Origin of the sequence: Domibacillus sp. A3M-37, from assembly GCF_024213455.1 — a bacterium.
Classification (GTDB): domain Bacteria; phylum Bacillota; class Bacilli; order Bacillales; family Domibacillaceae; genus Domibacillus; species Domibacillus tundrae.
In genome coordinates, this window is sequence record NZ_JANAVL010000002.1 from 1 (window position 1) to 26,557 (window position 26,557).

The window sequence follows — 26,557 nt, forward strand, 5'->3', positions numbered from 1 at the left end:
GGAGGGGTAGCGAAGTGGCTAAACGCGGCGGACTGTAAATCCGCTCCTTCGGGTTCGGCAGTTCGAATCTGCCCCCCTCCACCATTTATAGGGGCATAGTTTAAAGGTAGAACTGAGGTCTCCAAAACCTCCGGTGTGGGTTCGATTCCTACTGCCCCTGCCAATCGAATAATTTTATGATGGCGGTCGTGGCGAAGGGGTTAACGCATCGGATTGTGACTCCGACATTCGGGGGTTCAATTCCCCTCGATCGCCCCATCTTTACAAAATTGGGCTATAGCCAAGCGGTAAGGCAACGGACTTTGACTCCGTCACGCGAAGGTTCGAATCCTTCTAGCCCAGCCATTTTGCGGAAGTAGTTCAGTGGTAGAACATCACCTTGCCAAGGTGGGGGTCGCGGGTTCGAATCCCGTCTTCCGCTCCATATTCAATTAAGGCGGCATAGCCAAGCGGTAAGGCCAAGGTCTGCAAAACCTTTACCACCGGTTCGATTCCGGTTGCCGCCTCCATTATTTTTTGCCGGCGTGGCGGAATTGGCAGACGCGCTGGACTCAAAATCCAGTTCCTTCACGGGAGTGCCGGTTCGACCCCGGCCGCCGGTATCCAGTTTCTCAATAGAGGAAAACCCTTCAACATTTTGTTGAAGGGTTTTTTTATTTTACTATTTGCTGGCCTTCTTACTGAAAATAATGAAAATTATAGATAAATAGTATTGAATATAAAAGATATCGTTTAGCAAGTCTTATTTTTGGTAATAGCCTTATTAACCATTATTATTGGAGGGATATTTATGAAAACATCTACAATGGGTATTATAGTTGGATCTTCGGCTTTAGCGTCTGCAGGTGCAGTAAAAGTATCAAAAGGGTATCAACGTAGAAAATTAATGCTCGAAAGACAAAATCGAGAGTTTAGCGCAATGCAGGAAATGAAAAAAGGAATAAAAAATGGAGTGAAAACAGGAACTGAAAAAACAACGGACTTCATTAGAAGTGGAATTGAAACAGAAGAAGAGATAATAAAAAGCGGAATTAATAAAACAATCGAAGGGGTAAAAACCGGGATTGAAACGCAGCAAAAAATGATGGAAAAGGAAAAAGAAATGCTGGATAAAATGAATTCGACCATTCAAGAAAAAGAAATGACAATGGGTGTAGTAGTCGGTTCCACAGCGTTACTTACAACTGGAATTGTTTTAGCTTTGAATGCTTATCAACAAAAGCAGGAAACGGGCAATAACCAGCAAACAGCTTCTACAACGATGCAAAAAGTAGAAAGCGGAATTAAAGCTGGAACTCATAAAGTAGTGGAAGGCATTAAAAGCGGAATTGGCTCTAAGCTGAAAGTGACGGGTGAGAAAAAACAAGAATCAAATGATTCAAATGAGATGATCGTGAGCAAAACGGTGGGAAATAAGGAATTTATTGCTGATGAATCAACAGAATTAAAAAAGGATAATATTGAAAGTGTTGATGCTAAAAGAGAAGAAGCATATAAAGGGCTAACTGCATTAGATGCTCAGTATAGAGATGACTGGCAGGCAAATGGCTTTCCTCAAACAAGAGTAGAATTAGAGGAATTAGAGGCTGGGGAGCAAAAAGAGAAAACAAATATTCCAGTTTCACAAATGAAAGAAAAGTTGGAAAGAAATAATGCCGAATAAAAGCAGTCATGCAAACCAAAAAAGCTCACTTATTAGGTGAGCTTTTTATTTTAACAATTTTTTCTATGATTAAAACCTAGTTCTTTTAATGCTTGTTTCAAGCTTGCATGTGTTTTGATCTCGTTGAAGTTTAAACCCAGGCTGACAATGGTCTGTGCAATTTCAGGACGTATTCCAGTTAGGATGGTCTGTGTGCCAATTAGTTTTAAAGCCTTTACGATTTGGAAAATTTGATTGGCGACCATTGTATCAATAATAAGGACACCTGAAATATCTAAGATAAAATGAGAGATCTTTAGCCGGGCACCTTCTCTTAATGCTGTTTCCATTATTAACTGCGCCCGATGCGTATCTATTGCTCCTACAAGAGGGATGACAGCTATTCCTGTCGCTATTGGAACTACAGGAACAGATAACTCTTCAAGTGCCGTGTAGGCAATCGCCATTAACCTTTTACTATTATTTTCATAGGCCTCACCAAAAATACGGCTCACTTTATCAAATAAGGGATCGATTATTTTTGATACATCCAGCATGGTTTTAGCAGCGAATTTTCTTTGCTCCAGCTCTTCGGTAAAAACATTCCAAATAACGGTGCGATAATTAGATATCGCTATTAAAGAATCGCTTAATGAAATGTTGTAATAGATTGCTTTGTTGGCAACCTTTTCACCCCAGGCATTAACTTTCTCAACGGTTTCTTCAAAATTCATGTACAATGCTTCTCCAAAGTACCGCAGTAGTTCAGCCCTGTATGCCGTAAATTCAGATGCCGGAAACCCAGAGCTTTCGAGTCGATGCTTATAGTCATTGTCTTGAATATCATCTACTTCTTTTGCGAGTTCAAACTCATTTTGAACGATTTTTTTTCCTATATAACGCAGTTCATCTCTCATTCACTATGCCTACTCCCTCATAAAAATCCCTTTAGACATAGTATATAATTCTTTATTGCCAAAAAGAATTATATTTTACGGGAAGGAGTGTTTCTTTTGACAGATCAGCATGTTTCTGAACATAAGGATGGGAGCTGGCGAGTGAAAGGAGCGGGTCATTCCAGAGCTTCTTCAAAACATAGCATTCAAAGCGAGGCGACTGCCGCTGCCGTAGAGACAGCAAAAAAACAAGGCAGTGAAGTGGTGGTTCATGGCCGTGACAGAAAAATCAGGGCTAAAGACAGGTATGGAAATGACTTTTATCTGCCAAAAGAAAAATAGCTGTCTAAAAAACAGTGCATGATCACTATTTGTTGCACTGCTTTTTTGTGGACTTTTGATTGTCATGATACGATAAAAGAAATATGGTTAAAAAGGAGTTTATTTTATGAAAATCGCTTTTATTTCTGATGTTCATGGCAATGCTGTTGCTCTTGAAGCGGTATTAAAAGATATTGAAACAAAACGCATTGACAAGATTTATGTGCTTGGCGATCTTTGCTACCGCGGACCGGAGCCAAAACGATCATTGGAACTTATACAGGCACTAAAAACAGACGTTATTAAAGGAAATGCAGATGAATGGGTGTTAAGAGGAGTTCAAGAAGGAGAGGTTCCGAATCAGGCACTTGAAATGATGAATAAGGAAAGAGAATGGACTGTTTCCCAATTAACCAAGACTGACCTTGATTATTTGGCTCAATTGCCAACCGATCTTCGTTTTGATGCATCTGGCTTGGCAATTAACGTTTTTCACGCAACACCTGATAGTTTGTTTGAGGTTGTTCTTCCAAGTGAGTCGGATGAAGTCATTAAAACAAAATTAATGTCATCTACTGATTCTGAAATGTATGTGTATGCACACATACATAAACCATATATCCGCTACATCAATGGCAAAATGGTTATCAATACTGGCAGTGTAGGGCTTCCGTTTGACGGAGTGAAAAAATCTTCTTATGCAATTGTTGACATTGAAGGAAATCGTGTCAGCACATCTATTGAACGCGTTGAATACAATTGTGAAAAAGTAATCAATCAATATCAAGACCTCAATTATCCGAATGCTGAAATGATGTGTAATGTTATTCGAAAAGGCAGTATAATGTAATAGTATAAGCACGCATAAAAACACCTCCTTGGTCGAATATTAGCAGCAAGCTAGTATTGAACGAGGAGGTGTTTTTTCTTTGTTTCATTTAGGGAGGCTGAATATTATGAATGGGTTGATTCACCACCGTCAACATGCAGTACCTGACCAGTAACAAAGCGTGAATCGTCAGAAGCAAGATAAACATAAGTCGGCGCAAGTTCAAATGGATGGGCTACACGCTGCATTGGATTAAAAGCCCCATATACAGCTACTTGATCGGAAGAAAAACTTGCTGCAATGAGCGGAGTCCAGATACGTCCAGGGGCCACAGCATTTACCCGGATGCCTTGGTCAACAACATTCTTGGCCAAGGCACGTGTAAAACCAACGTTGGCCCCTTTGGTGGCAGTATAATCAATCATTTGTTTCTCACCCACATAAGTTACAACAGAAGATGTATTGATAATAGAACTTCCAGGTTTTAAATAAGGAAGGGCGGCTCTTGTTGTATAAAAATGAGAATAAATATTTACTTTAAATGTATTATCGAATTGTTCATCTGTTATATCTAACAAGCTTAATTGCTGAAACTGGATCCCGACATGATTACAGAGAATATCGAGGCAGCCAAATGTTTCGATCGTTTTTTCAACAATTGAAATACACTGCTGTTTATCCTTTAAATCACCGGGCAGAAGCAGACAGCATTGCCCGAGCTCTTCAATTCTCCGCTTTGTCCGGTTGGCATCCTCATGTTCATTCAGATAAGCAATGGCAACGTTAGCGCCTTCTTTTGCAAAAGCGATGGCTACGGCAGCCCCAATACCGCTGTCACCGCCTGTAATAAGTGCAACCTTCCCTGCCAGCTTTCCACTGCCACAGTAATTCGGGTTTTCAATGATAGGCAGGGGAACCATCAGTCCTTCAACGCCAGGATGAGAGAGCTGGCGCTGTTCCGGCATATTCATTGGAATTTCTTCATAGCGTGTTATTTTTCCGTAGTTAGGGTACATGGGGTACGGATACGTTATTTTGCTTGCTTCAAACATTTCCTGCATCTTCCGGATTTGTTCTAAATTGTCCCTCTGTTGATTTTCCTTCATGGGAAACCTCCTGCAGAATTTACTTTTCTATGTACTGTATGTTGGATTGAAAAATAAGGTGTATTCTTTCAAAAATGCATGATGGAATGGACTTGCTCCATTCTGTGAGATATGAATAAGATAAAAAGAAAAAGATAAAAGGAGGCTGTTAAATGTACTATGAATTTAATAAGGAAGTAAAGCTTTTGCTGCAAAACGAATCAAACCAAAAAGTGAGAATGGTGTACATGTCCGATTCCTGGCTAATGCCCAAAATAGGACCGAGACCGCCTTATTATACCAACCCGCGTTATGTAAGAAATTATCCAATTATTTGATCATATGTTTTTTTATTCGGTGAGTAACGTTTTTGATTTTAATGTAAGAACTCTTCTCATTTCATTTGTATCTTTTTATTCTAAACCGATATAAATCAACAAGAAAATTAACAACTGTTTAGTATTTTAAGAAAAAAATGACTTTACACAATGTTCTGTCTATGTTACTGTTTAAACAGTTTCATATATATCTGCTGGGGGTGTCCGTTAGCCGGACTGAGAGAAGAGCGCGCAAAGGCTCTTTAACCCTTCGAACCTGATCTGGCCAGTACCAGCGTAGGGAAGTAGGGGCACAGCTTTTAAGCTGTTGATTACACTATTTCACGGGTTCTTTTATTTATTAAAAGAACCCGTTTTTATTTTTTTCCAGTGTATGGTCTCCAGATCGGTTCAGCAGGCATAAGGAGGAAAAAAGATGAATCGACTGGAAAGTGAAAAAATTGATCTGCAGGCACAATTTCCGGCAAGCGAGAAGGTATATGTAGAGGGAAAACGTACAGATGTACGTGTTCCATTCCGGAAAATCGAATTGAGTGATACAATGACAGACGCGGGAGCTGTTCAAAACGAGCCAATTACTGTGTATGATACAAGCGGTCCGTATACTGAGCCGGGTTTTGTTGCGGATGTACATAAAGGGCTGCCACGGACGAGAGAACGCTGGGTAGAAGAACGAAATGATACAGAAGTGTATACTGGCCGCGAAGTAAAGCCGGAAGATAATGGAGCGAAAGATACAGCAACGATGTTTAAAGCTGATTTTAATCATGTTCCAAGACGAGCTCTGCCAGGCAAAAACGTGACGCAAATGCATTATGCGAAAAACGGCATCATCACGCCGGAGATGGAATATATTTCTATTCGTGAAAATATGGATCCGGAAGTCGTCCGCGCAGAAGTAGCATCGGGACGGGCAATTATACCTGCCAATATTAATCATCCGGAAAATGAGCCAATGATCATTGGCAGCCATTTTCATGTGAAAGTAAATGCGAATATCGGTAACTCGGCTGTCAGCTCATCGATTGAGGAAGAAGTGGAAAAGATGACGTGGGCGACGCATTGGGGTGCGGATACAATCATGGATTTATCGACCGGGAAAAACATTCATGCAACGCGTGAGTTCATTATTCGCAATTCGCCGGTGCCGGTTGGGACGGTGCCGATTTATCAGGCGCTTGAAAAAGTAAAAGGCATTGCGGAAGATTTAACATGGGATGTGTATCGGGACACGCTCATTGAGCAGGCAGAGCAGGGAGTCGATTATTTCACAATTCATGCTGGTGTACTCCTTCGCTACATCCCGATGACGATTAAACGGACGACAGGTATTGTATCGCGCGGCGGTTCTATTTTAGCCCAATGGTGCCTCGCACACCATGAAGAAAACTTCCTTTATACACATTTTGAAGAAATTTGTGAAATATTAAAAGCATATGACATTTCGGTCTCGCTGGGGGATGGTCTTCGTCCGGGATCAATCGCCGATGCGAATGATGAAGCGCAGTTTGCGGAGCTTGCGACACTTGGTGAGCTGACGAAGATCGCCTGGAAACATGATGTGCAGGTGATGATTGAAGGACCGGGACATGTACCGCTTCATAAAATTAAAGAAAACATTGATAAAGAAATCGATATATGCCAAGGCGCACCATTTTATACGCTTGGACCGCTGACAACGGATATTGCCCCTGGCTATGACCATATTACGTCTGCCATTGGTGCTGCATTGATTGCGATGCATGGAACGGCGATGCTTTGTTATGTCACACCGAAAGAGCATCTCGGTCTGCCGGATAAAAATGATGTCCGGGAAGGCGTTATTGCGTATAAGATCGCTGCGCACGCAGCTGACTTGGCTAAGGGACATCCAGGCTCACAAAAGAGGGATGACGCATTATCAAAAGCGCGGTTTGAGTTCAGATGGCATGACCAGTTTAATTTATCGCTTGATCCAGATCGGGCACGTGAATATCATGACGAAACATTGCCGGCAGAAGGGGCGAAAACCGCTCATTTCTGCTCGATGTGCGGACCGAAGTTTTGCTCGATGCGCATTTCTCATGACTTACGCAAGCAGGCAGCCGAAGAAGGAATGAAAGAAAAGTCAAAAGAATTTACAGAAACCGGAAGTCGAATTTACAGCTGATCGACTCGACTTTATCCGTTTTATATGAAATAATAAGGAAAACAAACAGGCAGACGGGATTCCCGTTTGCCTGTTTTCTATGGAGTGGAGGAGAAGGCATGTACCGGCAGTTAAAGCAGGAACTGATTGACTACAGCAAAGACATTGGCATTGATAAAATCGGATTCGCTGCGGCCGATCCATTTCTTGAGTTAAAACAAAAGTTGATCCAGCAACAGGAGTTGGGCTATGCGTCTGGCTTTGAAGAAAAAGATATTGATAAGCGGACGAACCTCGCTCTCTTACTTGATCAGCCGCGTTCGATTATTGCGATCGCGCTTGCCTACCCTTCAAAACTTGAAGAGGCGCCGAAAGGAAAAAAAGGCGAGCGGCGCGGCTTGTTTTGCCGTGCTTCGTGGGGAGAAGATTATCACACCATTTTGCGAAAAAAGCTGCAGTTGCTGGAACAGTTTTTACAGGAAAAGCTGCCAGATGTTCAATTTAAATCAATGGTGGACACAGGAGAGCTGTCGGATCGCGCCGTCGCTGAACGGGCAGGAATTGGCTGGAGTGCAAAAAACTGCGCTATTATTACGCCTGAATTCGGCTCATACGTGTACTTGGGGGAAATGCTGACTAACGTTCCATTTGAGCCGGATACGCCAATGGAAAGCCAGTGCGGAACATGTACAAAATGTATTGACGCATGTCCGACAAGTGCGCTTGTTCAAGGCGGCCAGCTAAATTCACAACGCTGCATTGCTTATTTAACGCAGACGAAAGATTTTTTACCGGAGCCGTTCCGTAAACATCTTGGAAACCGATTATATGGATGTGATACATGCCAGACAGTCTGCCCAGAAAATAAAGGAAAACACACACTGCGGCATGAAGAAATGATTCCGGAGAATGAGCAGGTAAAACCATTGCTTGAGCCGCTGCTGTCGATGAGCAATAAAGAATTTAAAGAACGATTCGGCCGGATGTCAGGTTCTTGGCGGGGCAAAAAGCCGATTCAGCGAAACGCGATCATTGCATTGGCACACTTTAAAGAAGCATCTTCTCTGCCAATTCTTGCGGATGTCCTGCGTGAAGACCCGCGTCCGGTTATAAGAGGAACCGCGGCGTATGCAATCGGTCAAATCGGCGGTGGGCAAGCGGAATCGCAATTAAATGAAGCACTGCTGAAGGAAAAAGAAGAAGCAGTGATTGAAGAGGTGAAAAAAGCACTGAAGTCGCTTCGTTCCGTGCTATAATGATGTTTTGAAAAGGAGTGAAAGTTTGTGGCTGTTCATGTAGTGTTATACCAGCCGGAAATTCCGGCAAACACAGGAAATATCGCGCGAACATGCGCGGCGACGGGTGTTCCGCTTCATTTAATCCGGCCGCTCGGATTTTCAACAGATGATAAAATGCTCAAACGTGCGGGACTTGATTATTGGGAGTTCGTCGATATTACGTATTACGATTCACTTGATGATTTTTTTGAGAAAAACAATGGCAACATGTATTATTTATCAAAGTTCGGTACGCAGGATCATGCGAAATTTGATTACAGTGATACAGAACAGGATCATTATTTTATGTTTGGAAAAGAAACGACGGGATTGCCGAAAGAGTTAATTCAGGCTAATATTGACCGCTGCCTGCGCATTCCAATGAACGATCATGTCCGGTCGCTTAATTTATCCAATACAGCGGCTATTCTTGTATACGAAGCACTTCGCCAGCAAGGTTTTCCTGGGCTTCATTAAAAAAGCTGTACCGAAATTTTTCGGTACAGCTTTTTTATATTCATCACTTTGTGCCTGGTTTGTCATCGTAGCCTGCTGCGAAAATCGCTGTTAAAAAAGCGACACAGACAAAAAGAATGCCTAAAAGTCTCATGAAAATAAGCTCCTTCCTTTAACGTGGACGTATCAATCTTCATTTATTATAACGGAAACGATATCGAATGTGAACGCTTCTTTTTCTCATAAATGTGTTCGTCCGCGCATAAAATCCGATAAATACGCCCATTAGAGTGCGGAGCGGAGGGAGCCATTTATGACGATACTCGATAAAATTCAAACATGCCGTGCCGAAGAAGACAAGCTGCGCTGGGAAGGAACATTCCGGGAGTATTTAGAGCTTGTGAAAGAGAAGCCGCACATTGCGATGCCAGCACATGCGCGTATATACAATATGATCCGCTCATTCGGCGTGACAGATGGCCATTATGACTTTTTCAGCCGCGAGCTTTTCGGCCTTGAAGAACCGATTAAACGACTTGTTGAAGAGTATTTTCATCCGGCTGCAAAAAAGCTGGACGTACGGAAACGGATTTTACTGCTGATGGGACCGGTCGGGGGTGGGAAATCAACGATTGTCTCGATGTTAAAGCGCGGACTTGAGCAGTATACACGAACAGACGCCGGTTCAGTTTACGCGATTAAAAACTGCCAAATGGCGGAAGATCCGCTTCATTTAATCCCTCGTGAACTGCGGGATGATTTTTTCGCAGAGTACGGCATTCGCATTGAAGGATCACTGTCGCCATTAAATGCGTACCGGATTGAGCATGAATTTGACGGTCGAATTGAAGACGTGCCAGTTGAACGCATTTTCTTCTCGGAAGACCGACGGAGAGGAATCGGTACGTTCAGCCCGTCTGATCCGAAATCTCAGGACATTGCCGATTTAACCGGCAGCATCGACTTTTCAACCATTGCGGAATTCGGTTCTGAGTCAGACCCGCGTGCCTACCGATTTGATGGTGAGCTGAATATTGCCAACCGCGGCTTGATGGAATTTCAGGAAATGCTGAAATGCGATGAGAAGTTTTTATGGCACCTTTTATCACTTACCCAGGAGGGGAATTTTAAAGCCGGCCGGTTTGCACTTATTTCAGCCGATGAAATGATTATTGCGCACACGAATGAAACAGAATACCGTTCATTTATTGCCGATAAAAAAAATGAAGCCCTTCATTCACGGATGATCGTCATGCCGGTTCCATACAACTTAAAAGTAACCGAAGAAGAAAAAATTTATGAAAAAATGATCCATGAAAGCGAGGCGGCGACGATTCATTTTGCGCCGCATACGTTTCGGACAGCTGCCATGTTCACCATTTTAACGCGCTTAAAAGAATCAAGCCGGGCAAATGTCGACCTCGTTATGAAAATGAAGCTTTATGACGGAGCAGTTGTAGAAGGGTTAACCAGTCTTGATGCTTCTGAACTGAAAAAAGAATTTCCAGATGAAGGAATGGACGGGATTGATCCGCGCTACGTGATGAACCGGATTTCTGCTGCCATCATTAAAAAAGGCACGAATTCGATTAATGCGCTTGATGTGCTTCGGGCATTAAAAGACGGACTGGATTCACATCCATCCATTTCAAAAGAAATGCGGACGAAATATTTGCAGTTTATTTCCGAAGCGCGGAAGCAATATGATGAAACAGCAAAAAAAGAAGTGCAAAAAGCGTTTGTATATGCATATGAAGAATCTGCTCGAGCGCTTATGGATAATTATTTAGACAACGTAGAAGCGTATTGCAATAAAATGAAATTAAATGATCCGCTGACGGGGGAAGAAATTAGCCCGGACGAGCGTCTCATGCGTTCAATTGAAGAACAAATCGGCGTATCCGAAAACGCCAAAAAAGCATTCCGTGAAGAAATGCTCATTCGGATTTCCGCTTATGCTAGAAAAGGGAGAAAATTCGATTACCGAGAGCATGACCGGCTGCGGGATGCTATTCAAAAAAAGCTGTTTTCCGATTTAAAAGATGTCGTGAAAATTACAACGTCGTCTGTTACACCGGATGAACAGCAGATGAAAAAAATGAATGAAGTAATGGCCCGGCTTATCGACGAGTGCGGCTATAACTCAGTTTCTGCCAATGAACTGCTCCGTTATGTCGGTGGACTTTTAAATCGATAAATAAGGAAAGTGTAAGGCACCTGCTTATTGGCGACCAGCATAAGATGAGCACTGGCGGAGGCGGCTTTTGCCTCCTTCAGCAGGGCTTGGCTTATGACTCAAGCCGATGGTTTCTGGAACTGGACAACACTTCTTATCATTTAGAAAAACCCGGTTGCAGGCAGCCGGGTTATTGCTTTCCATCCGTTGATTTATCATATTGTACAGGGTCAGGCTGACGATCGTGCTGCTCTAGTTCTTCGTTTGTTCGCTGGCGTTCCATTTGGCGGCCAAGGATTTCCATGTCTTCAAAGCTAGTGACCATAGAATTGACAGGCTCTACTTCGCGCTTTTTGAAATTCATGATTAGTCACCTCTCGTTCGTTTCTTAATAGTATACCCTGTCTTAGCAAAATCAAACTGGGGGAGGAAAGGGAATGAAGCCGTTTTATCATTTATCTGAAGAAGACTGGTCGCTGCACCGGAAAGGGTTTGATGACCAGGAGCGGCATCGCCAAAAAGTAAAAGAAGCGATCAAAAAAAATTTGGCGGATATGGTGACGGAAGAACAAATTATTATGTCGGATGGGAAGCGGACTGTAAAGCTGCCGATCCGATCGTTGCAAGAGTATAAAATCCGATACTCGGATGAAAAGTCGGCACATACGGGGCAAGGAAAAGGAGAAGTTGGTGACGCAATCGCTCGTGCCGGTGATGATAAAAGTACAGCAGGACAGGGCAAAAAAGCCGGCAATCAGCGCGGAGAAGACTTTTATGAAGCGGAAGTGAGCATGGCAGAAATTGAAGACGCACTTTTTTCTGATCTGTCGCTTCCGAATTTAGCAGAAAAAGAAAAAGCAGAATCCATCATAACTGATTGGAAGATTAACGACATTCGCAAAACAGGAGTGACCGCACGCATCGATAAAAAGAAAACATTATTAGCAGCTTTTAAACGAAATTCACTCGGAGGAGAAACATCCTTTTTTCCTGTTCGTCCCGAAGACCGACGTTTTCGTGCCTTTACAGATGAAAAAACGCCACAGTCTAAAGCAGTTATTTTTGCCATGATGGATACGAGCGGCAGCATGGGACCGTTCGAGAAATATATTGCCCGCAGCTTTTTTTTCTGGATGACCCGGTTTTTACGAAAAAAATACGCGACTGTAGATATCGTTTTTATTGCGCATCACACAGAAGCATTACTCATGGAAGAAAATGATTTTTTTACAAAAGGAGAAAGCGGTGGGACCATTTGCTCTTCTGCTTATCGGCTTGTTCTGGAATTAATGGAAAAAAAATATTCGCCGAATCGTTATAATATTTATCCATTTCATTTTTCTGATGGGGATAATCTTGCGTCGGACAACCTGCAATGTGTGGCGCTTCTTGAAAAAGTACTGCCGCACTGCCGTATGTTCGGCTACGGGGAAGTAAACCAGTACAACCGGACGACACCGCTTATGTCCGCTTTTCGAAAAGTGGAAAATCCATTGTTTAAATCGTATGTGATCCGGAAGAGAGAAGATGTTTATCCGGCGCTGTCTTATTTTTTTCATCGGGATGAATAAACATGTTTTGTTCCTTTCTTTAGCGGGCAAACTGAGTAAAGAGTAAATAACGTATGAGAGGGGAACAAAACATGGCTAAGTTAGCCATATTTATTACAGCATGACCGGAACGAATTTAAAACTTGCGAACTGGGCGAAAGAAGCCGGTGAAGAAGCGGGAGCGGATGTAAAAGTATTAAAAATACCGGAAACAGCCCCGTCATCGGTGGTTGAAGGAAATCCTGCGTGGAAAGCTCATGTAGAAGAAGCAAAAAGCATCCCAGAGGTCACGCTTGATGATTTGGAATGGGCAGACGCGATCATTTTCAGCGTCCCATCACGGTTTGGAAATGTGCCTGGACAATTCAAGCAATTTATTGATACGACAGGCAGTCTTTGGGCAAAAGGGAAGTTAGCCAATAAAGCGGTCAGCGCCATGTCATCTGCCCAAAATCCGCACGGCGGGCAGGAACAGACGATTTTGCAGCTGTATACAACAATGTATCATTGGGGAGCGATCATTGCAGCGCCTGGTTACACCGATCCTGTTTTATTCGAAGCAGGAGGCAATCCATATGGCACGAGCGTAACGGTTGGAGAAAACGGCATGAAAGAAAACGTAGAAGCAGCTGTTAAGCACCAGGCAAAACGCACCGTATCGATTGCGAAAGCATTGTCTCATCTATAAAAGAGAAAAAATCCGCCCCGATGACCAGGGCGGATTTTTTAATGGGGTAAAAAGGCAAGCTGATAAAAGAATAAGACCGCAAAAATGTACACGAGCGGATGGACTTCCTTATAGCGGCCGCGTGCCATTTTCACAAGCGGGTAAGATACGAATCCGAGCGCAATACCGGTTGCAATGCTTGAGGTCAGCGGCATGCTTAAAATAATCAAAAAAGCCGGGAAGGCTTCATCAAGCTCATTCCAGTTAATTTTTGCGACGCTTTCCATCATGAGGCAGCCGACAATAATGAGTGCGGGTGCCGTAATCGCAGAAATTCCCGAGACAGCAGAGACAAGCGGGCCAAAGAAAGCAGCAAGAATAAATAAAACAGCAACGGTCACAGCCGTTAAGCCTGTTCGTCCGCCGGCAGCAACGCCAGTCGACGATTCAATGTATGCACTCGTCGGGCTTGTGCCTGTCATGGCGCCGACAGACGTTGCAACGGAGTCAGCAAGAAGCGCCTGACGCGCCCGTGGCATTGTATTGCCTTTCATTAAACCGGCTTGCTGGGCTACGCCGATCATCGTGCCGGTCGTGTCAAAAATGGTGACAAGCAAAAATGAAAATACAACCGCATATAGTCCGTGCCCAACGACATCGCCAAATGCAGAAATCGGATTAAAGGCAATTAATCCTTCCGGCATAGAGGGAGCACCGATTAACCCGTCATTAAATGAAAGCTGGCCAGTGAAAAAGGCGACAAGACCGGTAGTAATCATCCCGATAAACAGAGCGCCGTTTACACCGCGAACCATTAAAATAATCGTGATGGCAAGGCCGAACAAAGCAAGCAGCGCGGACGGACTGTGCAAGTCGCCGAGCTTGACGAGGTTGTTTTCATCCGCAGCAATAATACCGGTTAGCCGAAGTCCGATGAATGCGATAAACAAGCCGATACCGGCAGAAATGCCGTGCTTTAAATTCGTGGGTATTGCTTCAATCAATTTTTCACGGAGCGGTGTCAGCGATAAAAGAACAAATAAAATTCCGGAAATAAAAACAGCCGCAAACGCCGTTTCATACGTGATGCCGCCATGTGAGCCGACAACAGAGTACGCAAAGTACGCATTCATTCCCATTCCGGGCGCAATCGCGATCGGATAGTTGGCGAATAAGCCCATCCAAAGTGTGCCCACAACTGCAGCGATAATGGTCGCTGTAAAGACTTGTTCGAATGGTACGCCGGCATCTTGTAAAATAAGCGGATTGACCACCACGATGTACACCATCGTTAAAAACGTTGTCAAGCCGGCAAGCAGTTCCGTTTTGACGGTCGTTCCGTGTTCAGTTAGTTTGAACATTCTTCCATTCCCCCACAAAACAATCATTAAAAATCCAAAATTAATACTAGACGTTTTCGGCAAGTGATGCAAGGGGCAATTCAAAAAGCCGCCTCGATTACGAAGCGGCTTTTTAAAGCTTATTTTGCATACGTGACTAACGTTTCAATTGGGAGACGGTCAGTTGGACGGCCGTCTTGAAGCTTTTTACCGATCGTAATGAGCATCGTTGGCAAATAGCGTTTTGACACGTTAAATTCGTCAGCTAAACCGGAAGCGTTAAAGCCGCCGATTGGGCAAGTATCATACCCTTTCGCACGTGCCGCGAGCATAAATTGCATCGCTGCGAGCGATGAGTTTAAAATAGCTCCATCACGTGGATATTCAGCCCGTTTGTAGGCGCCATTAATCTGTCCGGCTAAAATTCCTTTCAATTCCGGTGTGATTTCGTTCGTTTCCACCTGCGGATCAAAAACAGGGTCAATGTTTAAATTCGCTTCTAAATCCCCTAATATGCAAATAACAGCTGAAGCGTCGGCAATTTGCTGCTGATTATACGCGATTGGCAGCAATTTTTTCTGGACTTCTTTCCCATGAAAAACAAGGAAGTGCCATTGCTGCAAATTCCAGGCAGATGGCGCGCGTCCGGCCATTTCGAGCAGTTCCGTTAATTCTTCTTGCGATATGTGAGCGTTCGGATCGTATACTTTGACCGAACGGCGGCTTAAAGCCACATCAAAAAAATCAGACATAAAACAAATCCTCCTAAACTTTCATTTCCCATGACATAATTGGGAAAAATCGTTCATTAATTACTTTTCGTAATCACTATCGTTTCTCACTTTAATCAATATTCGTTTATTCGTCAAGAAATCAGCTTTCTCGACAAAAAAAGCTGAATCCGTGTGGATTCAGCTTAAAAAAAGATATTTAATGTATAGTAACAGATTGCTGCGATTGTAGCGGAAACAGGCAGTGTAATCACCCACGTTACCAGCATCCGCTGGGCAGTATCCCATTTTACACCTTTGACGCGATGGGATGTTCCAACGCCGAGAATAGAAGATGAGATGACGTGTGTCGTACTGACAGGCAGGTGAATCAGTGTAGCTGTAAAAATAATCATCGTAGATGAAAGATCTGCCGCAACACCATTCACTGGGCGTATTTTCATAATTTTTCCGCCGACGGTTTTAATAATTTTCCATCCGCCGACTGAGGTGCCGAGTCCCATTGCAAGCGCACAGGAAATCTGTACCCAAGGCTGAATCTCAGTGGTTTGCTGCTGATTGCCCGCAATAAGCGCCAATGTGATAATACCCATCGCTTTTTGTGCGTCATTTGTACCGTGTGTATAGGACTGCAAAGCCGCGGTGAAAATTTGGAAAGTACGGAAGTTCCGATTGGTTTTTGCCAAGTTATTATTTTTAAAAACGACCTTGAAAATGCTGTACACAATAAAACCGATTGCAAAAGCCAATAATGGAGACACAATGAGCGCCTGAAGAATTTTGAAAAAACCATTATAGTTAAGTGCTTGAAAACCTGCTGCTGCAATGGCGGCACCGGCAATAGACCCGATGATCGCATGCGAAGAACTGCTGGGAATACCGTAATACCATGTAAGTAAATTCCAAAAAATAGCCGCAATAAGTGCCGCTAAAATAACGACAGAGCCATTTTCAAGCATAAATGGATCAACGATGTCTTTTGTAATTGTTTTGGCAACGCCTGTAAACGTCATTGCCCCAAGAAAATTCATAAAAGCGGCGAGTATAATGGCGCGCCGTGGTGTAAGCGCTTTTGTTGATACAGCAGTCGCAATGGCGTTGGCTGTATCATGAAACCCGTTTATAAAATCGAAGGCAAGCGCAAAAATGACAATCAAAATGGTAATGAGAAATAATGTATCCAACAGTCAAGACCCCTTATGCGTTTTTCATAATAATAGTTTCGAGTGTGTTCGCGACGTCTTGGCAGAAATCAGCAATATCTTCAAGGTTTTCATAAATTTCTTTTATTTTGATAAGACGGATCGGATCTTTCTCAATCGTGAAAATATGTTTAATAGATTGACGAAGCACTCCATCACAGACAGTTTCAAGTTCTTTGATCTTAATAGCGTGCGTCCGGATTGCCGGTAGTTTCTTTACAGAAAGAAGATCAATGGCAATAACAATCTCATCGGCACATGCCCGAATGGCGTCGACAAATTTCAACATGTACTCATCCGCTCCAATAACCGAATACATTTCAAACATCGCGGCTGTCGATTCAAGGCCATCTAATACATCATCCATGCTCATCGCAAGCGATAAAATATCTTCCCGCTCAATTGGCGTAATAAATGTATGATTTAACTCTTTAATGATTTCATGAACGAATTCGTCGCCTTTCGTTTCGAATTGTTTCATTTCATCTGAAAAGATTTTTAAATCACCTGCGTTTTTCAACTTATACTCAGCGAAATAATAAGCTCCTTCTTTTAAATTCAAAGCAATAGACTCCAGCAAAATTGAAAATTTATCTTTTTTCTGTTTGAACACCATAAAGGCCCCCTAAAAATATATAAATGTAATGCTAACTTTCCCATTCTACTCGAAAAATATCGTTTGAAAAAGCTTTTTTATTGAATCGGGAACTGGAGACGTAACGGTTACGCAATCATTTACAAAAGGGTGAGGAATTGTTAATTTGGCTGCATGGAGTATCGGGCTTGAAAATGTTCGGCTGCCCCCATACAGCATATCACCGGTGATCGGATGGTTAATCGAAGCCAGATGAACGCGAATTTGATGGGTGCGGCCCGTTTCAAGCCGGCATTCGAGCAGCGACTTTCCATCTTGCACAGCTACTTGTTTAAAGTGGGTGACCGCCGTCTGTCCATTTGATGATATTCGCCGCCTGGACGGGTGATGACGATCTTTTCCAATTGGCTTTGTAATGATGCCGTTTCTTTTTTTTACTTCTCCATCCACAACAGCATAATACGTCCGGAAAATTTCTTTTTGTTCAAGCAGGCGGGACAACACGGCATAAGCCGCTTCGTGTTTGGCAAATAAAACAGCACCGCTTGTTCCTTCATCCAGTCGATGCACGTGACGCACAGGCAGCGTTTCCCCGGTGAGTGAAACATGGTAGCAGACACCATTCAGAAGCGTATCGTTTTCATTCGGCTCATTCGGGTGTGTTTTCATGCCGGATGGCTTATCCGCAACAATGAGATGATCATCTTCGTATAAAATAGCTGGAGGCGGATAAACGGGATCGGCACCAAATGGACCAGGTCGGAAAAAGGGGATAGACAAGCGCTCATGTTTATCCATTGGCCGGCGCCAGTCAGCAGGCTGTCCATTCAGGAGAACTGCTTTCTCCATTCGCCATGCATGGATCATTTTTTTTGGAAGCGCCCATTTTGCCCAAAAAAGGTCTTCGATGGTTAAGCCCATCCAAGCATGATCGATCTGAATCGTATACATCGTTCCTTGTCGAATTGTGTTCATTGAAATCATCCTTTTCTGACAAATAATTATTCTCTCTGCATGAATTGTATGGTATTCTTGTGGAAGACTGCAAATAAAGGTGGCTGTAAATCATGTCCATGCTTATGTCTTCAACAATTGAACAAGAAGAAAAAATAAAAACATTATGTTCTTATTTGTCGAGGCAGGTATTTCCGCGCTATATTCAATCGGATCTTGTCGAAATGTTTGAAGCGGAGAAGCTTTTTTCTCTGGATGATAAAACACTTGAATATGTAGAATCTCTTCAGGATGCCTCACGTGTCATCACGGCACTTAATACGATTATTTCCATTTTAGAAACATCATCGATTTCATATAGTTATGAAGCGTTGTTTACTGAAAGCATCCATACACTGCAAAGCTATCAAATTGCTTTTCCGTTTCCCTTGTCGTTTTTTGTCGAACACAAACCAGCGAACTTTTCTAAATAAAAAAATGGCCTCCCGTTTATGTGGAAGGCCATTTTTTTATTGCTGTTCTTCTTTTGTCTGGCCAAGAAAGGCCGTCCATTCCGTTTCCGGCTGGCTGCCGACAAGACGGTCTTTTTCAACGCCGTTTTCAAAATAAACAAGTGTAGGCGTATATTCGATTTTGTATTCTGTCCAGCCTTGCTCAAACTCAAGCAGGTTGTATTGCAGCACTTCGACATTTTCGTCATCTGCAATTGGCATTAGGACCGGTGTTGTTTCCTGACAGTGCGGGCACGTCGGACTGTAAAAATAAACCACTGCATTTTCACCGTCTTCCAATTTTTTCTGAAGGTCATCAGGAAGAACAATATTTTGATAGTTTGGATCGTCAAGCTGTTTTACTGTTTCCGTACGAAGATCGTCCTTGCCATATGGATTTCCTTCTGACGATTCTTCTTTCTGATATTGTGTAATGAAGGCAATCGCACCAAAAACAACGAACATTACGACTGCAAAAATAATTACTTTTTTCAATTGATTAGTCTCCTTTTCTTTTTAAAATCATCAAGCTGGCAATGAAAATAATGGCGAAAGCAGTCAACGCAAGAAATGGGATCGTAATGAACCCAAGCCAGTTAATATACATTCCGGTACACGGTACGCGGCCGCATGCAGGAGCGGCATCCGTTAAAAAATCAATTTTTTGAATGCCATAATGATAGAGCGAGATAAGACCGCCGATTGCAGACATCACCAGCGAATAAATGGCTGCTCTTAAATCTTTTCTTACGACGGCAATACCAAGAATTAATACGAGTGGATACATGAGAATGCGCTGATACCAGCAAAGTTCGCATGGCTCATAGCCGACAATTTCTGAAAAGTAAAGGCTGCCGAGCATTGCTGTAAGTGATGCAGCCCATGCGGTAAAGAGCAAGTTTTCTTTTTTTAGCACATTAAATCCCGCCTATAATCAAAATAAATGCTGAACATTAGCATTATAGTCTGAATATAGGAGAAAAGTAAAACATTCTGTGCCATGTATTAAGCTGTAAAAAAGGTGGAACAGGTGGTATGATATAGGAAATAATAGTTTGGAGGGATTGCCTGTGGCCTGGAAAGATGAATACACAAGATGGAAGAACGACTCGGGATTAGATGTGGAAATGAATAAGCTGCTCGTTTCAATTGAAGAGGACGAAAAAAGTTTGGAAGATGCTTTTTACAAAAATCTTGAATTTGGTACGGGTGGAATGCGCGGTGAAATTGGCGCCGGCACAAACCGGATGAATGTGTATACCATTCGAAAAGCGTCTGCAGGACTCGCTGCCTATATAATGGAACAAGGCGAAGAAGCAAAAAAACGCGGGGTAGCAATTGCCTATGACTCCCGCCATAAATCACCTGAATTTGCGATTGAAAGTGCGAAAACACTTGCGTCTGCTGGTATTCAAACCTATGTATTTGATGAACTTCGCCCGACGCCCGAGCTTTCTTTTGCGGTGCGTGAATTAAACGCTTTTGCCGGGATCGTTATCACAGCAAGCCATAACCCACCTGAATATAATGGGTATAAAGTATATGGACCTGATGGCGCCCAGCTTGCACCTGAAGCGGCGGACAGGGTGATTGATCATGTGTACGCGGCAGGAGATGAACTTCAAATTAAGGTTGAGGACGAAACGGTTTTAAAAGAAAAAGGCTTGATTCAAATGATTGGAAAAGAGATGGACGAAGCCTATGTAGACAAGCTCGTTACTATTTCTGAATGGCCAGAAGCATCAAAAGAATCAGATGTGAAAATTGTCTTCTCCCCATTGCACGGTACAGGAAATAAACCGGTTCGGCAGGCGCTTGAAGCCCTTGGCTATAAACATGTTACCGTTGTGGCAGAGCAGGAGCAGCCGGATGCAGATTTCTCTACGGTGAAATCGCCAAATCCGGAAGAAAAAGCAGCTTTTGAACTAGCGATCCGTGATGGACAAAACGTTGATGCGGATATTTTAATTGCGACAGATCCGGATGCGGACCGTCTCGGTGTTGCAGTGAAAGACGGAAACGGTGGGTATGTGTTATTAACCGGAAATGAAACGGGTGCTGTGCTGGTTGATTATATTCTATCCCGCAAAAAAGAAAAAGGCACGCTGCCCCAAAATGGCCGTATTTTTAAAACGATTGTTACATCAGAGCTCGGACGCGCTGCTGCAGCGCAGTATGGCGTTTCGTGCGAAGATGTATTAACCGGTTTTAAATTTATCGGGGAAAAAATTGAACAGTACAACGAATCAGGAGAGTACAAATTTTTATTTGGCTACGAAGAAAGCTACGGTTATTTGATCGGCGATTTTGCCCGGGATAAAGATGCGGTACAGGCGGCTTTGATGGCTGTTGAAGCCTGTGCGTATTACAAACAGCGAGGAAAAACACTACATGACGCATTGATGGATTTATATGAACGTGTAGGCTATTACAAAGAAGGACTTCAGTCACTGACACTGAAAGGAAAAGATGGAGCGGAACAAATTGCGGGGCTTCTTTCTTCCTTCCGGGCACAGGTACCTGCTTCGATTGCCGGCATCGCTGTTGAATCGGTAGAAGATTATCAAACGGGTGAACGGACAGTGATTGCGAAAAATACGAAAGAAACGATTGAGCTGCCGTCTTCGAATGTACTAAAATACTTCCTTGAAGACGGGACGTGGGTATGCGCCCGTCCATCGGGAACCGAGCCCAAAGTGAAATTTTATTTCGGTGTCAAAGCCGACTCGTTTGGGGCGGTGACTGAAAAGCTTGCTTTTGTTCAAGAAGACTTCATGTCCCGTGTGCGGGAGATGCTTAAATAAGGATCAAAGGCTAACTGCACCGCGAACGCCTTTGTACCTGCATCGTGCAGGCCTAAAGAGAGACAGATTCCATTCTGTCTCTCTTTTTCATGTTTGCTTTTCCCCCGCATACAATGGATCAGGGGGGATTCGGATGAAGCATGATGATCTTCAATATGCAATCGATGAAATTACAGACATCGCCACTGAGTTTGGACTTGACTTTTATACGATGCGCTATGAGATTTGCCCGGCGGATATTATTTATACATTTGGCGCTTACGGAATGCCTGCCCGTTTTTCTCATTGGCGATTCGGAAAACGATTTTATAAAATGAAGCTTCATTATGAAATGGGGCTCAGCAAAATATACGAACTGGTCATGAATACGAATCCATGCCAGGCTTTTTTGTTAAATACAAATTCGCTCGTTCAAAATAAGCTTATTGTAGCGCACGTTTTAGCGCATTCTGACTTTTTTAAAAACAACGTTCATTTTCAAAAAACAAATAATCAAATGGAGAAATCGATGGCATCCGCTGCAGAACGAATTAGCCAGTTGACAGACGAGCATGGAATTGAACAAGTCGAGACGTTCCTGGATGCAGTTTTATCGATTGAGGAGCATGTAGATCCGCATGCACATATCGGTCTGCACCAAACAGAAGATCCACCACTTTATCGATATGAATACGATGACCTGTTAGAAAAAGAGAAACCGTCCGAGAAAAAAGTGGAAACAATCCATGAAAAAGATTTGCTGGCGTTTATTGCCCAAAACAGTCCGGTTTTAAACGACTGGCAGCGTGAAATTATCATGATTATCCGGCAGGAAATGCTTTATTTTTGGCCGCAAATGGAAACAAAAATCATGAATGAAGGCTGGGCGTCTTATTGGCATATGCGCATTATGAGAGAACTAGCTTTAACGGAGTCGGAAGCGATTGATTATGCTCGTCTGAACGCAGATGTTGTGCAGCCGTCTAAAATGGGAATAAATCCGTATTACGTCGGTGTAAAGCTGTACGAGTACATTGAAAAGCAGCATGGCAGCCGGGACATCCTCTTTGATATTCGTGCAACGGAAACAGATCTTTCGTTTCTGCGCAACTATATTACGAAGGAGTTTGTGGAGCAGGAAGATCTTTATCTGTTTGAGAAAAAAGGCGCCCATTGGACAATTACAGACAAAGAGTGGGAGACAGTGCGGAATCAGCTAGTTTCATCAAAAGTGAATGGGGGCTTCCCATCGCTTTATGTGACGGATGGAAAAGAAGATTTGCATATTTTGCACACATATGAAGGAAAGGAATTAGATATTAGTTATTTGGAGCAGACGATTCCGCATCTTTATATGCTTTGGGGGAAACCGGTGCACCTGACCACGGTTATAGACGGTCGAATAACGGTTTTTACGCAAGGTGCAGACGGGCTGAAAAGAAAATATGGCAGCATGTTTACAACATAACGGCCATGGGAAGGATAAGGGGAAAACGTTGTCTAAGAAAGAAGGCTGGACATGGGTTCGATTTTTATCCTTCTCTATTTCCTAATTATCGTGCTTGTTATTGAAATATCGGTCATTGCATTTACACTAACAGGTCTTGAAAAAGAAGTAGCCCGCTATCAGGCAATTTCGATGCTGACAGGAACAGGGTTTACGACCGATGAATCACAGCTTATCATTGATCATCCAATTCGGCGCCGCATCAGTATGTTTCTTATTTTATTCGGTGCTTTTTCATTGGCTGTTATCATTTCAGCTATTACTAATATTTTGTCTGACGATTTGCGGCTGAACAAGCTTATTATGATCAGTGCCGGGCTGCTTATCATTTTTATCCTTGGAAAAACACCAATGACAAAAAAGCTCTTCCAGAATCGATTCGAATATGAGATGAAAAAAAACCTCGACATCTCGGAACTTCCCATAAAAGAAGCACTCTTTTTAGATGAAGATGACGTCGTAACAGACGTTGTCATTGAAAAAAATAGCCGGCTGGATGGAAAAAAAGTGAAAGATGTGTTTAAAGAAGGCTGGGATGTGAATTTGTTGTTTATTAAGCGTGGAGAAATGAATATACGGAAAAAACTGGCTAGTGAAACCATTCAAGCCGGTGATAAGCTTTATTTGTATGGAAACCGTCAAGTGATCGAGGATCTCACAAACGAAACCGAATCAGACGATCCGCATTAAATGCGGATGTCCGATTCGGTTTCGTTTGTTTGTTGAGCCAGTCTTTCTAGAATGCGCCGTTTTCTGTAGAGCATCATCGCCGTATCCGACAAGTCTTCAATCATCGAGCGGTTAGAGATCGCTCCGAAAATAATGCCGACAACCGGTATGAGACGGAATACTTTCTTTAAGCTGTATTGTTCTCTGTAAGAAAGCACGACTTCACGCCAGCCTTGCATTTGTGAAATCATTTCTTTGCTGTTGCCACGGTTGGCATAGTCCGAGATTTCTTTTAAAATCGCCCGTTTCCCAACAATGTCAGATGAAGAAAATTGAAGACATTTAATGACGAAAACCCGCTCTTCCCGTTCATTTGGATCGTAACCGTAAGCGACAGCAATTTCTTGCAGCGTTTTAAGGGAGAGGGCAAGCGTAGCCGGAATATCAGCGGCCAATGTAAATATACCGCCGATACCGGTTGTCGCTCCTTGAACAGTTGCGGCGCCTGCATGCGATTTTTGAATAGATAAAGCCGTCTGATCCATAGCGGAAAGAGGCAGCTTTTTCACATCATCAATTGTATGAACAGGCGTTTCGGCATGTCGTTCTAACTTTTTTAAAATGCTGCTCTGCTTCGTTAAATATTTGCCGCCGCTTTGGAGATAATATCCAAGTTCATCTAGCAATGAGCCGATTTTTCTTTGAATAAAAGAGGGAGTCATTTTATCCAGGATAGCGAAAGGAAGTCGTGCGGCGCGGTCCCATATCCATAATCCTTTTTGATCGTTTTCCCATTGTTCAATTTTTTGCAGATGTTCCATAAGAGTTTCTTTTGTTTCCATTTTGTTGATCCCTGCCTCTCTAAATTGATCATACGAATGTTATCATGATTTAGTTTCAAAAAAAGCCGCCTCAGCTATTAAATGGGCAAAGGCGGAAAGTTATATAAGTTGTTTTTTAAGCTCCTGCATTTTTACCGCGAGTTCATCGCACACTTCCTGGTAAGCCGCCCAGCGATCGGTTAATTGATCGCAGTGTACGGGGTTTGGTACATTCCAGCACACTACCTTTCGTCTCGACTCATCAAGAAACACTGGTAAACTATCACGCTGAAAATCATAGATGGCAACGACAATGTCTGCCTCTTTCATAAGCTGAGGCTTTAGCGAATACGGTGTTTTGCTCTCGATGTCAATATTTACTTCTTTCATCGCTTCGACAGGAAGGGCGTCATAGTCTGCATTCATACAAGCAGCGCTTACAACTTTCCAGGACGGCTCATTCAGTCGTGCCGCCCACCCTTCTGCCATCATGCTCAAATGATTAAACGGTGACAGGAATAAAATTGTTTTATTTTTCATGACTGCTGACCCCTTTGATGTAGCGGTTATATTCTTTTATACCCCATTTTTATAACATTAAGCCCTGTTCAATTGTTACTTATAAGTAATAATAAAGGCTGTATACTAGTCTTAAGTACCCATTTTTTGTGCTTAGATAAAATTACGTGCCTCAACTTAACATGAAAAGAAATATTTGTGTTTATCTTTTTCGAAAGAGTGGTACTTTGGATTAAAAAAAATTAATTTGTTATTTTTAGTGTAATCTATTACGATAAACGGTATGTGTTTATTATTGTTATATAGTAGAAGGGGGAAAATGAATGAAAAAAGTGAATTTAACGACTAAAATTATCGCAGCGCTCATTCTCGGGGCGATTGTCGGTCTCATCTTAAACTTAACAGCACCAAATGTTTTTGACGTATTAAACACCTATTTATTTGTACCGGTCGGGCAAATCTTTTTAAGCTTGATCAGCATGCTTGTTGTACCGCTCGTTTTCTTTTCGATCGTTCTTGGTTCAGCCGGGCTTGGCGATCCGCAAAAACTCGGACGGATTGGTGTAAAAACAGTCGGATACTTTTTGATTACTACGTGTATTGCTATCGTTATCGGTTTGGCTCTTGCAGCGAGTATTCAGCCAGGATCAGCAGGGGAATTTGATACGGCGGGTGCTGAATTTTCTGCTGAAGAAGCGCCGCCTGTCAGTGAAACATTAATGAATATTATTCCGAAAAATCCGATTAATGCGATGGCGGAAGGGAATATGCTTCAGCTAATTATATTTGCTGTTTTTATTGGATTGGCATTGACTGCGCTTGGCGAAAAAACAAAAGGAATTTTCAGTTTAGTTGAGCAGGGAAATGAGATTATGATGTATCTAGTCGGTCTTGTTATGAAATTTGCGCCATATGGAACGTTTGGATTGATTGCAACGGCGATCGGTACGCAGGGATGGGACGCAATTCTGGCAATGGGCTCTTACATGTTAGTTGTATTAGCGGCCCTCTTTATTCATAGCGTTGTGACGTACGGTGGAACCGTTGCTTTTTTGGCGAAAAAGAGTCCGATTTGGTTCTTCAAAACGTTTGCGCCGGCGATGGGTGTAGCATTCAGTACATCAAGCAGTAATGCAACTCTTCCTGTTTCAATGGAAGTAGCACAGAGAGACTTGAAAGTACCAAAGCCAATCAGCTCGTTTGTTCAGCCGCTTGGCGCCACGATCAATATGGACGGCACTGCTATTATGCAAGGTGTGGCAACAATGTTTATCGCACAGGCATATGGAATTGATCTGACAATGGTTGAACTGGCCACAGTTGTCTTAACCGCGGTTCTTGCCAGCATTGGAACAGCAGGCGTGCCAGGCGTTGGTCTTATCATGCTCGCCATGGTACTCGGCAGCGTAGGTCTTCCAGTCGAGGGAATTGGTTTAATTATTGGGATTGACCGCCTGCTTGATATGACGCGTACAGCCGTTAATATTACAGGCGATGCCGCATGTGCATTGTATGTAGGCGAATCGGAAAAAAACAAAACAATTAAGCAGCAGCGCGCGGAAGTGTAATAAATGGTGAAA

General features: G+C 42.9%; 27 protein-coding genes, 7 tRNA genes and 1 riboswitch. Of the genes, 22 read left to right on the forward strand and 12 right to left on the reverse strand.

Translation table 11 applies throughout. The features are described from left to right. The 8 genes from NLX67_RS03985 (at window position 1) to NLX67_RS04020 (ending at window position 1,663) form a co-directional block, all read left to right on the forward strand. Window positions 1–84: transfer RNA gene (locus NLX67_RS03985), tRNA-Tyr, on the forward strand. A 5-nt stretch (window positions 85–89) separates the two neighbouring features. Continuing rightward, window positions 90–163 (forward strand) — tRNA-Trp (locus NLX67_RS03990). A gap of 19 nt (window positions 164–182) precedes the next feature. After that, window positions 183–258, forward strand: a tRNA-His gene (locus NLX67_RS03995). 12 nt (window positions 259–270) lie between these two features. Beyond that, window positions 271–345, forward strand: a tRNA-Gln gene (locus NLX67_RS04000). Between the two features lie 4 nt (window positions 346–349). Further along, window positions 350–424, forward strand: a tRNA-Gly gene (locus NLX67_RS04005). An 11-nt stretch (window positions 425–435) separates the two neighbouring features. Further along, window positions 436–509 (forward strand) — tRNA-Cys (locus tag NLX67_RS04010). Window positions 510–518: 9 nt separating this feature from the next. Continuing rightward, a tRNA-Leu gene (locus NLX67_RS04015) sits at window positions 519–602 on the forward strand. A 188-nt stretch (window positions 603–790) separates the two neighbouring features. Continuing rightward, complete coding sequence (locus tag NLX67_RS04020; RefSeq protein WP_254310498.1) at window positions 791–1,663, forward strand: hypothetical protein; 873 nt, start codon at window positions 791–793, stop codon at window positions 1,661–1,663. A 50-nt stretch (window positions 1,664–1,713) separates the two neighbouring features. Here NLX67_RS04020 and NLX67_RS04025 read toward each other — a convergent pair whose 3' ends face one another. Next, a complete protein-coding gene (locus NLX67_RS04025) occupies window positions 1,714–2,559 on the reverse strand; it encodes an STAS domain-containing protein (protein WP_254310499.1) in 846 nt (281 codons plus the stop codon). 96 nt (window positions 2,560–2,655) lie between these two features. On the opposite strand from NLX67_RS04025, the gene NLX67_RS04030 reads away from it, so the two are divergent. Next, window positions 2,656–2,880, forward strand: coding sequence for a DUF2188 domain-containing protein (locus NLX67_RS04030; RefSeq protein ID WP_254310500.1), 225 nt, complete (start codon window positions 2,656–2,658; stop codon window positions 2,878–2,880). 106 nt (window positions 2,881–2,986) lie between these two features. Further along, complete coding sequence (locus NLX67_RS04035; RefSeq protein ID WP_254310501.1) at window positions 2,987–3,709, forward strand: metallophosphoesterase family protein; 723 nt, start codon at window positions 2,987–2,989, stop codon at window positions 3,707–3,709. A gap of 104 nt (window positions 3,710–3,813) precedes the next feature. Here NLX67_RS04035 and NLX67_RS04040 read toward each other — a convergent pair whose 3' ends face one another. Beyond that, window positions 3,814–4,749, reverse strand: a complete 936-nt coding sequence (locus tag NLX67_RS04040) for an SDR family oxidoreductase (protein ID WP_375143351.1) — start codon at window positions 4,747–4,749, stop codon at window positions 3,814–3,816. Window positions 4,750–4,946: 197 nt separating this feature from the next. Between NLX67_RS04040 and NLX67_RS04045 the strand changes: the two genes are divergently transcribed. The 5 genes from NLX67_RS04045 (at window position 4,947) to NLX67_RS04065 (ending at window position 11,169) form a co-directional block, all read left to right on the forward strand. Further along, window positions 4,947–5,111 carry a hypothetical protein gene (locus NLX67_RS04045; RefSeq protein ID WP_254310502.1) on the forward strand — a complete coding sequence of 55 codons (165 nt, stop codon included), beginning with the start codon at window positions 4,947–4,949 and terminating at the stop codon, window positions 5,109–5,111. Window positions 5,112–5,297: 186 nt separating this feature from the next. Further along, window positions 5,298–5,411: riboswitch (TPP riboswitch) on the forward strand. A gap of 115 nt (window positions 5,412–5,526) precedes the next feature. Beyond that, window positions 5,527–7,260, forward strand: coding sequence for a phosphomethylpyrimidine synthase ThiC (gene thiC / locus NLX67_RS04050; RefSeq protein ID WP_254310503.1), 1,734 nt, complete (start codon window positions 5,527–5,529; stop codon window positions 7,258–7,260). Window positions 7,261–7,358: 98 nt separating this feature from the next. Continuing rightward, a complete protein-coding gene (gene queG, locus NLX67_RS04055) occupies window positions 7,359–8,495 on the forward strand; it encodes a tRNA epoxyqueuosine(34) reductase QueG (protein WP_046180002.1) in 1,137 nt (378 codons plus the stop codon). A 27-nt stretch (window positions 8,496–8,522) separates the two neighbouring features. Beyond that, entirely contained in the window at window positions 8,523–8,993 is a 471-nt protein-coding gene (gene trmL / locus NLX67_RS04060) for a tRNA (uridine(34)/cytosine(34)/5-carboxymethylaminomethyluridine(34)-2'-O)-methyltransferase TrmL (protein WP_254310504.1), read from the forward strand. A 292-nt stretch (window positions 8,994–9,285) separates the two neighbouring features. After that, a complete protein-coding gene (locus tag NLX67_RS04065; protein ID WP_254310505.1) occupies window positions 9,286–11,169 on the forward strand; it encodes a PrkA family serine protein kinase in 1,884 nt (627 codons plus the stop codon). A 169-nt stretch (window positions 11,170–11,338) separates the two neighbouring features. Here NLX67_RS04065 and NLX67_RS04070 read toward each other — a convergent pair whose 3' ends face one another. Continuing rightward, a complete protein-coding gene (locus tag NLX67_RS04070) occupies window positions 11,339–11,512 on the reverse strand; it encodes a hypothetical protein (protein ID WP_172645570.1) in 174 nt (57 codons plus the stop codon). Between the two features lie 73 nt (window positions 11,513–11,585). Between NLX67_RS04070 and yhbH the strand changes: the two genes are divergently transcribed. Both yhbH and NLX67_RS04080 read left to right on the forward strand, forming a co-directional pair. Beyond that, on the forward strand, window positions 11,586–12,719 hold the full coding sequence (gene yhbH, locus NLX67_RS04075; RefSeq protein ID WP_046180005.1) for a sporulation protein YhbH: 1,134 nt from the start codon (window positions 11,586–11,588) through the stop codon (window positions 12,717–12,719). Window positions 12,720–12,807: 88 nt separating this feature from the next. After that, window positions 12,808–13,386 carry an NAD(P)H-dependent oxidoreductase gene (locus NLX67_RS04080; protein ID WP_309143111.1) on the forward strand — a complete coding sequence of 193 codons (579 nt, stop codon included), beginning with the start codon at window positions 12,808–12,810 and terminating at the stop codon, window positions 13,384–13,386. Between the two features lie 38 nt (window positions 13,387–13,424). Here the strand turns inward: NLX67_RS04080 and NLX67_RS04085 are convergent, their stop codons facing one another. The 5 genes from NLX67_RS04085 to NLX67_RS04105 form a co-directional block, all read right to left on the reverse strand. Continuing rightward, on the reverse strand, window positions 13,425–14,726 hold the full coding sequence (locus NLX67_RS04085) for an NCS2 family permease (protein WP_254310507.1): 1,302 nt from the start codon (window positions 14,724–14,726) through the stop codon (window positions 13,425–13,427). A 119-nt stretch (window positions 14,727–14,845) separates the two neighbouring features. Beyond that, the gene (locus NLX67_RS04090) at window positions 14,846–15,457 is read right to left on the reverse strand and encodes a nitroreductase family protein (RefSeq protein ID WP_254310508.1); all 612 of its coding nucleotides are present in this window, start codon (window positions 15,455–15,457) and stop codon (window positions 14,846–14,848) included. 164 nt (window positions 15,458–15,621) lie between these two features. Continuing rightward, entirely contained in the window at window positions 15,622–16,620 is a 999-nt protein-coding gene (locus NLX67_RS04095; RefSeq protein WP_046180009.1) for an inorganic phosphate transporter, read from the reverse strand. 13 nt (window positions 16,621–16,633) lie between these two features. Further along, window positions 16,634–17,254 carry a DUF47 domain-containing protein gene (locus tag NLX67_RS04100; protein WP_254310509.1) on the reverse strand — a complete coding sequence of 207 codons (621 nt, stop codon included), beginning with the start codon at window positions 17,252–17,254 and terminating at the stop codon, window positions 16,634–16,636. 45 nt (window positions 17,255–17,299) lie between these two features. Beyond that, complete coding sequence (locus NLX67_RS04105; RefSeq protein ID WP_254310510.1) at window positions 17,300–18,208, reverse strand: RluA family pseudouridine synthase; 909 nt, start codon at window positions 18,206–18,208, stop codon at window positions 17,300–17,302. 92 nt (window positions 18,209–18,300) lie between these two features. Here NLX67_RS04105 and NLX67_RS04110 point away from each other — a divergent pair, with 92 nt between their 5' ends. Further along, entirely contained in the window at window positions 18,301–18,660 is a 360-nt protein-coding gene (locus NLX67_RS04110) for a DUF5365 family protein (protein WP_046180012.1), read from the forward strand. Between the two features lie 36 nt (window positions 18,661–18,696). On the opposite strand, the gene NLX67_RS04115 is transcribed toward NLX67_RS04110, so the two are convergent. Both NLX67_RS04115 and NLX67_RS04120 read right to left on the reverse strand, forming a co-directional pair. Further along, complete coding sequence (locus tag NLX67_RS04115; RefSeq protein WP_254310511.1) at window positions 18,697–19,173, reverse strand: thioredoxin family protein; 477 nt, start codon at window positions 19,171–19,173, stop codon at window positions 18,697–18,699. Between the two features lie 4 nt (window positions 19,174–19,177). Beyond that, on the reverse strand, window positions 19,178–19,594 hold the full coding sequence (locus tag NLX67_RS04120; protein WP_046180014.1) for a disulfide formation protein C: 417 nt from the start codon (window positions 19,592–19,594) through the stop codon (window positions 19,178–19,180). 154 nt (window positions 19,595–19,748) lie between these two features. Here NLX67_RS04120 and NLX67_RS04125 point away from each other — a divergent pair, with 154 nt between their 5' ends. From NLX67_RS04125 to NLX67_RS04135, 3 genes are all read left to right on the forward strand, one after another. Further along, complete coding sequence (locus tag NLX67_RS04125; RefSeq protein ID WP_375143348.1) at window positions 19,749–21,482, forward strand: phospho-sugar mutase; 1,734 nt, start codon at window positions 19,749–19,751, stop codon at window positions 21,480–21,482. A 133-nt stretch (window positions 21,483–21,615) separates the two neighbouring features. After that, entirely contained in the window at window positions 21,616–22,929 is a 1,314-nt protein-coding gene (locus NLX67_RS04130; protein ID WP_254310512.1) for a SpoVR family protein, read from the forward strand. 51 nt (window positions 22,930–22,980) lie between these two features. Beyond that, window positions 22,981–23,658 carry a TrkA C-terminal domain-containing protein gene (locus NLX67_RS04135; protein ID WP_254310513.1) on the forward strand — a complete coding sequence of 226 codons (678 nt, stop codon included), beginning with the start codon at window positions 22,981–22,983 and terminating at the stop codon, window positions 23,656–23,658. On the opposite strand, the gene NLX67_RS04140 is transcribed toward NLX67_RS04135, so the two are convergent. Together NLX67_RS04140 and NLX67_RS04145 are read right to left on the reverse strand one after the other, a co-directional pair. After that, window positions 23,655–24,479: an EcsC family protein gene (locus tag NLX67_RS04140; RefSeq protein WP_046180018.1), complete on the reverse strand. Its 825-nt coding sequence runs from the start codon at window positions 24,477–24,479 to the stop codon at window positions 23,655–23,657. The genes NLX67_RS04135 and NLX67_RS04140 overlap by 4 nt on opposite strands. A gap of 99 nt (window positions 24,480–24,578) precedes the next feature. Beyond that, window positions 24,579–24,998 carry an arsenate reductase/protein-tyrosine-phosphatase family protein gene (locus NLX67_RS04145; protein WP_254310514.1) on the reverse strand — a complete coding sequence of 140 codons (420 nt, stop codon included), beginning with the start codon at window positions 24,996–24,998 and terminating at the stop codon, window positions 24,579–24,581. A 302-nt stretch (window positions 24,999–25,300) separates the two neighbouring features. Here NLX67_RS04145 and NLX67_RS04150 point away from each other — a divergent pair, with 302 nt between their 5' ends. After that, complete coding sequence (locus NLX67_RS04150) at window positions 25,301–26,545, forward strand: dicarboxylate/amino acid:cation symporter (RefSeq protein WP_254310515.1); 1,245 nt, start codon at window positions 25,301–25,303, stop codon at window positions 26,543–26,545. Window positions 26,546–26,557 lie beyond the last annotated feature (12 nt).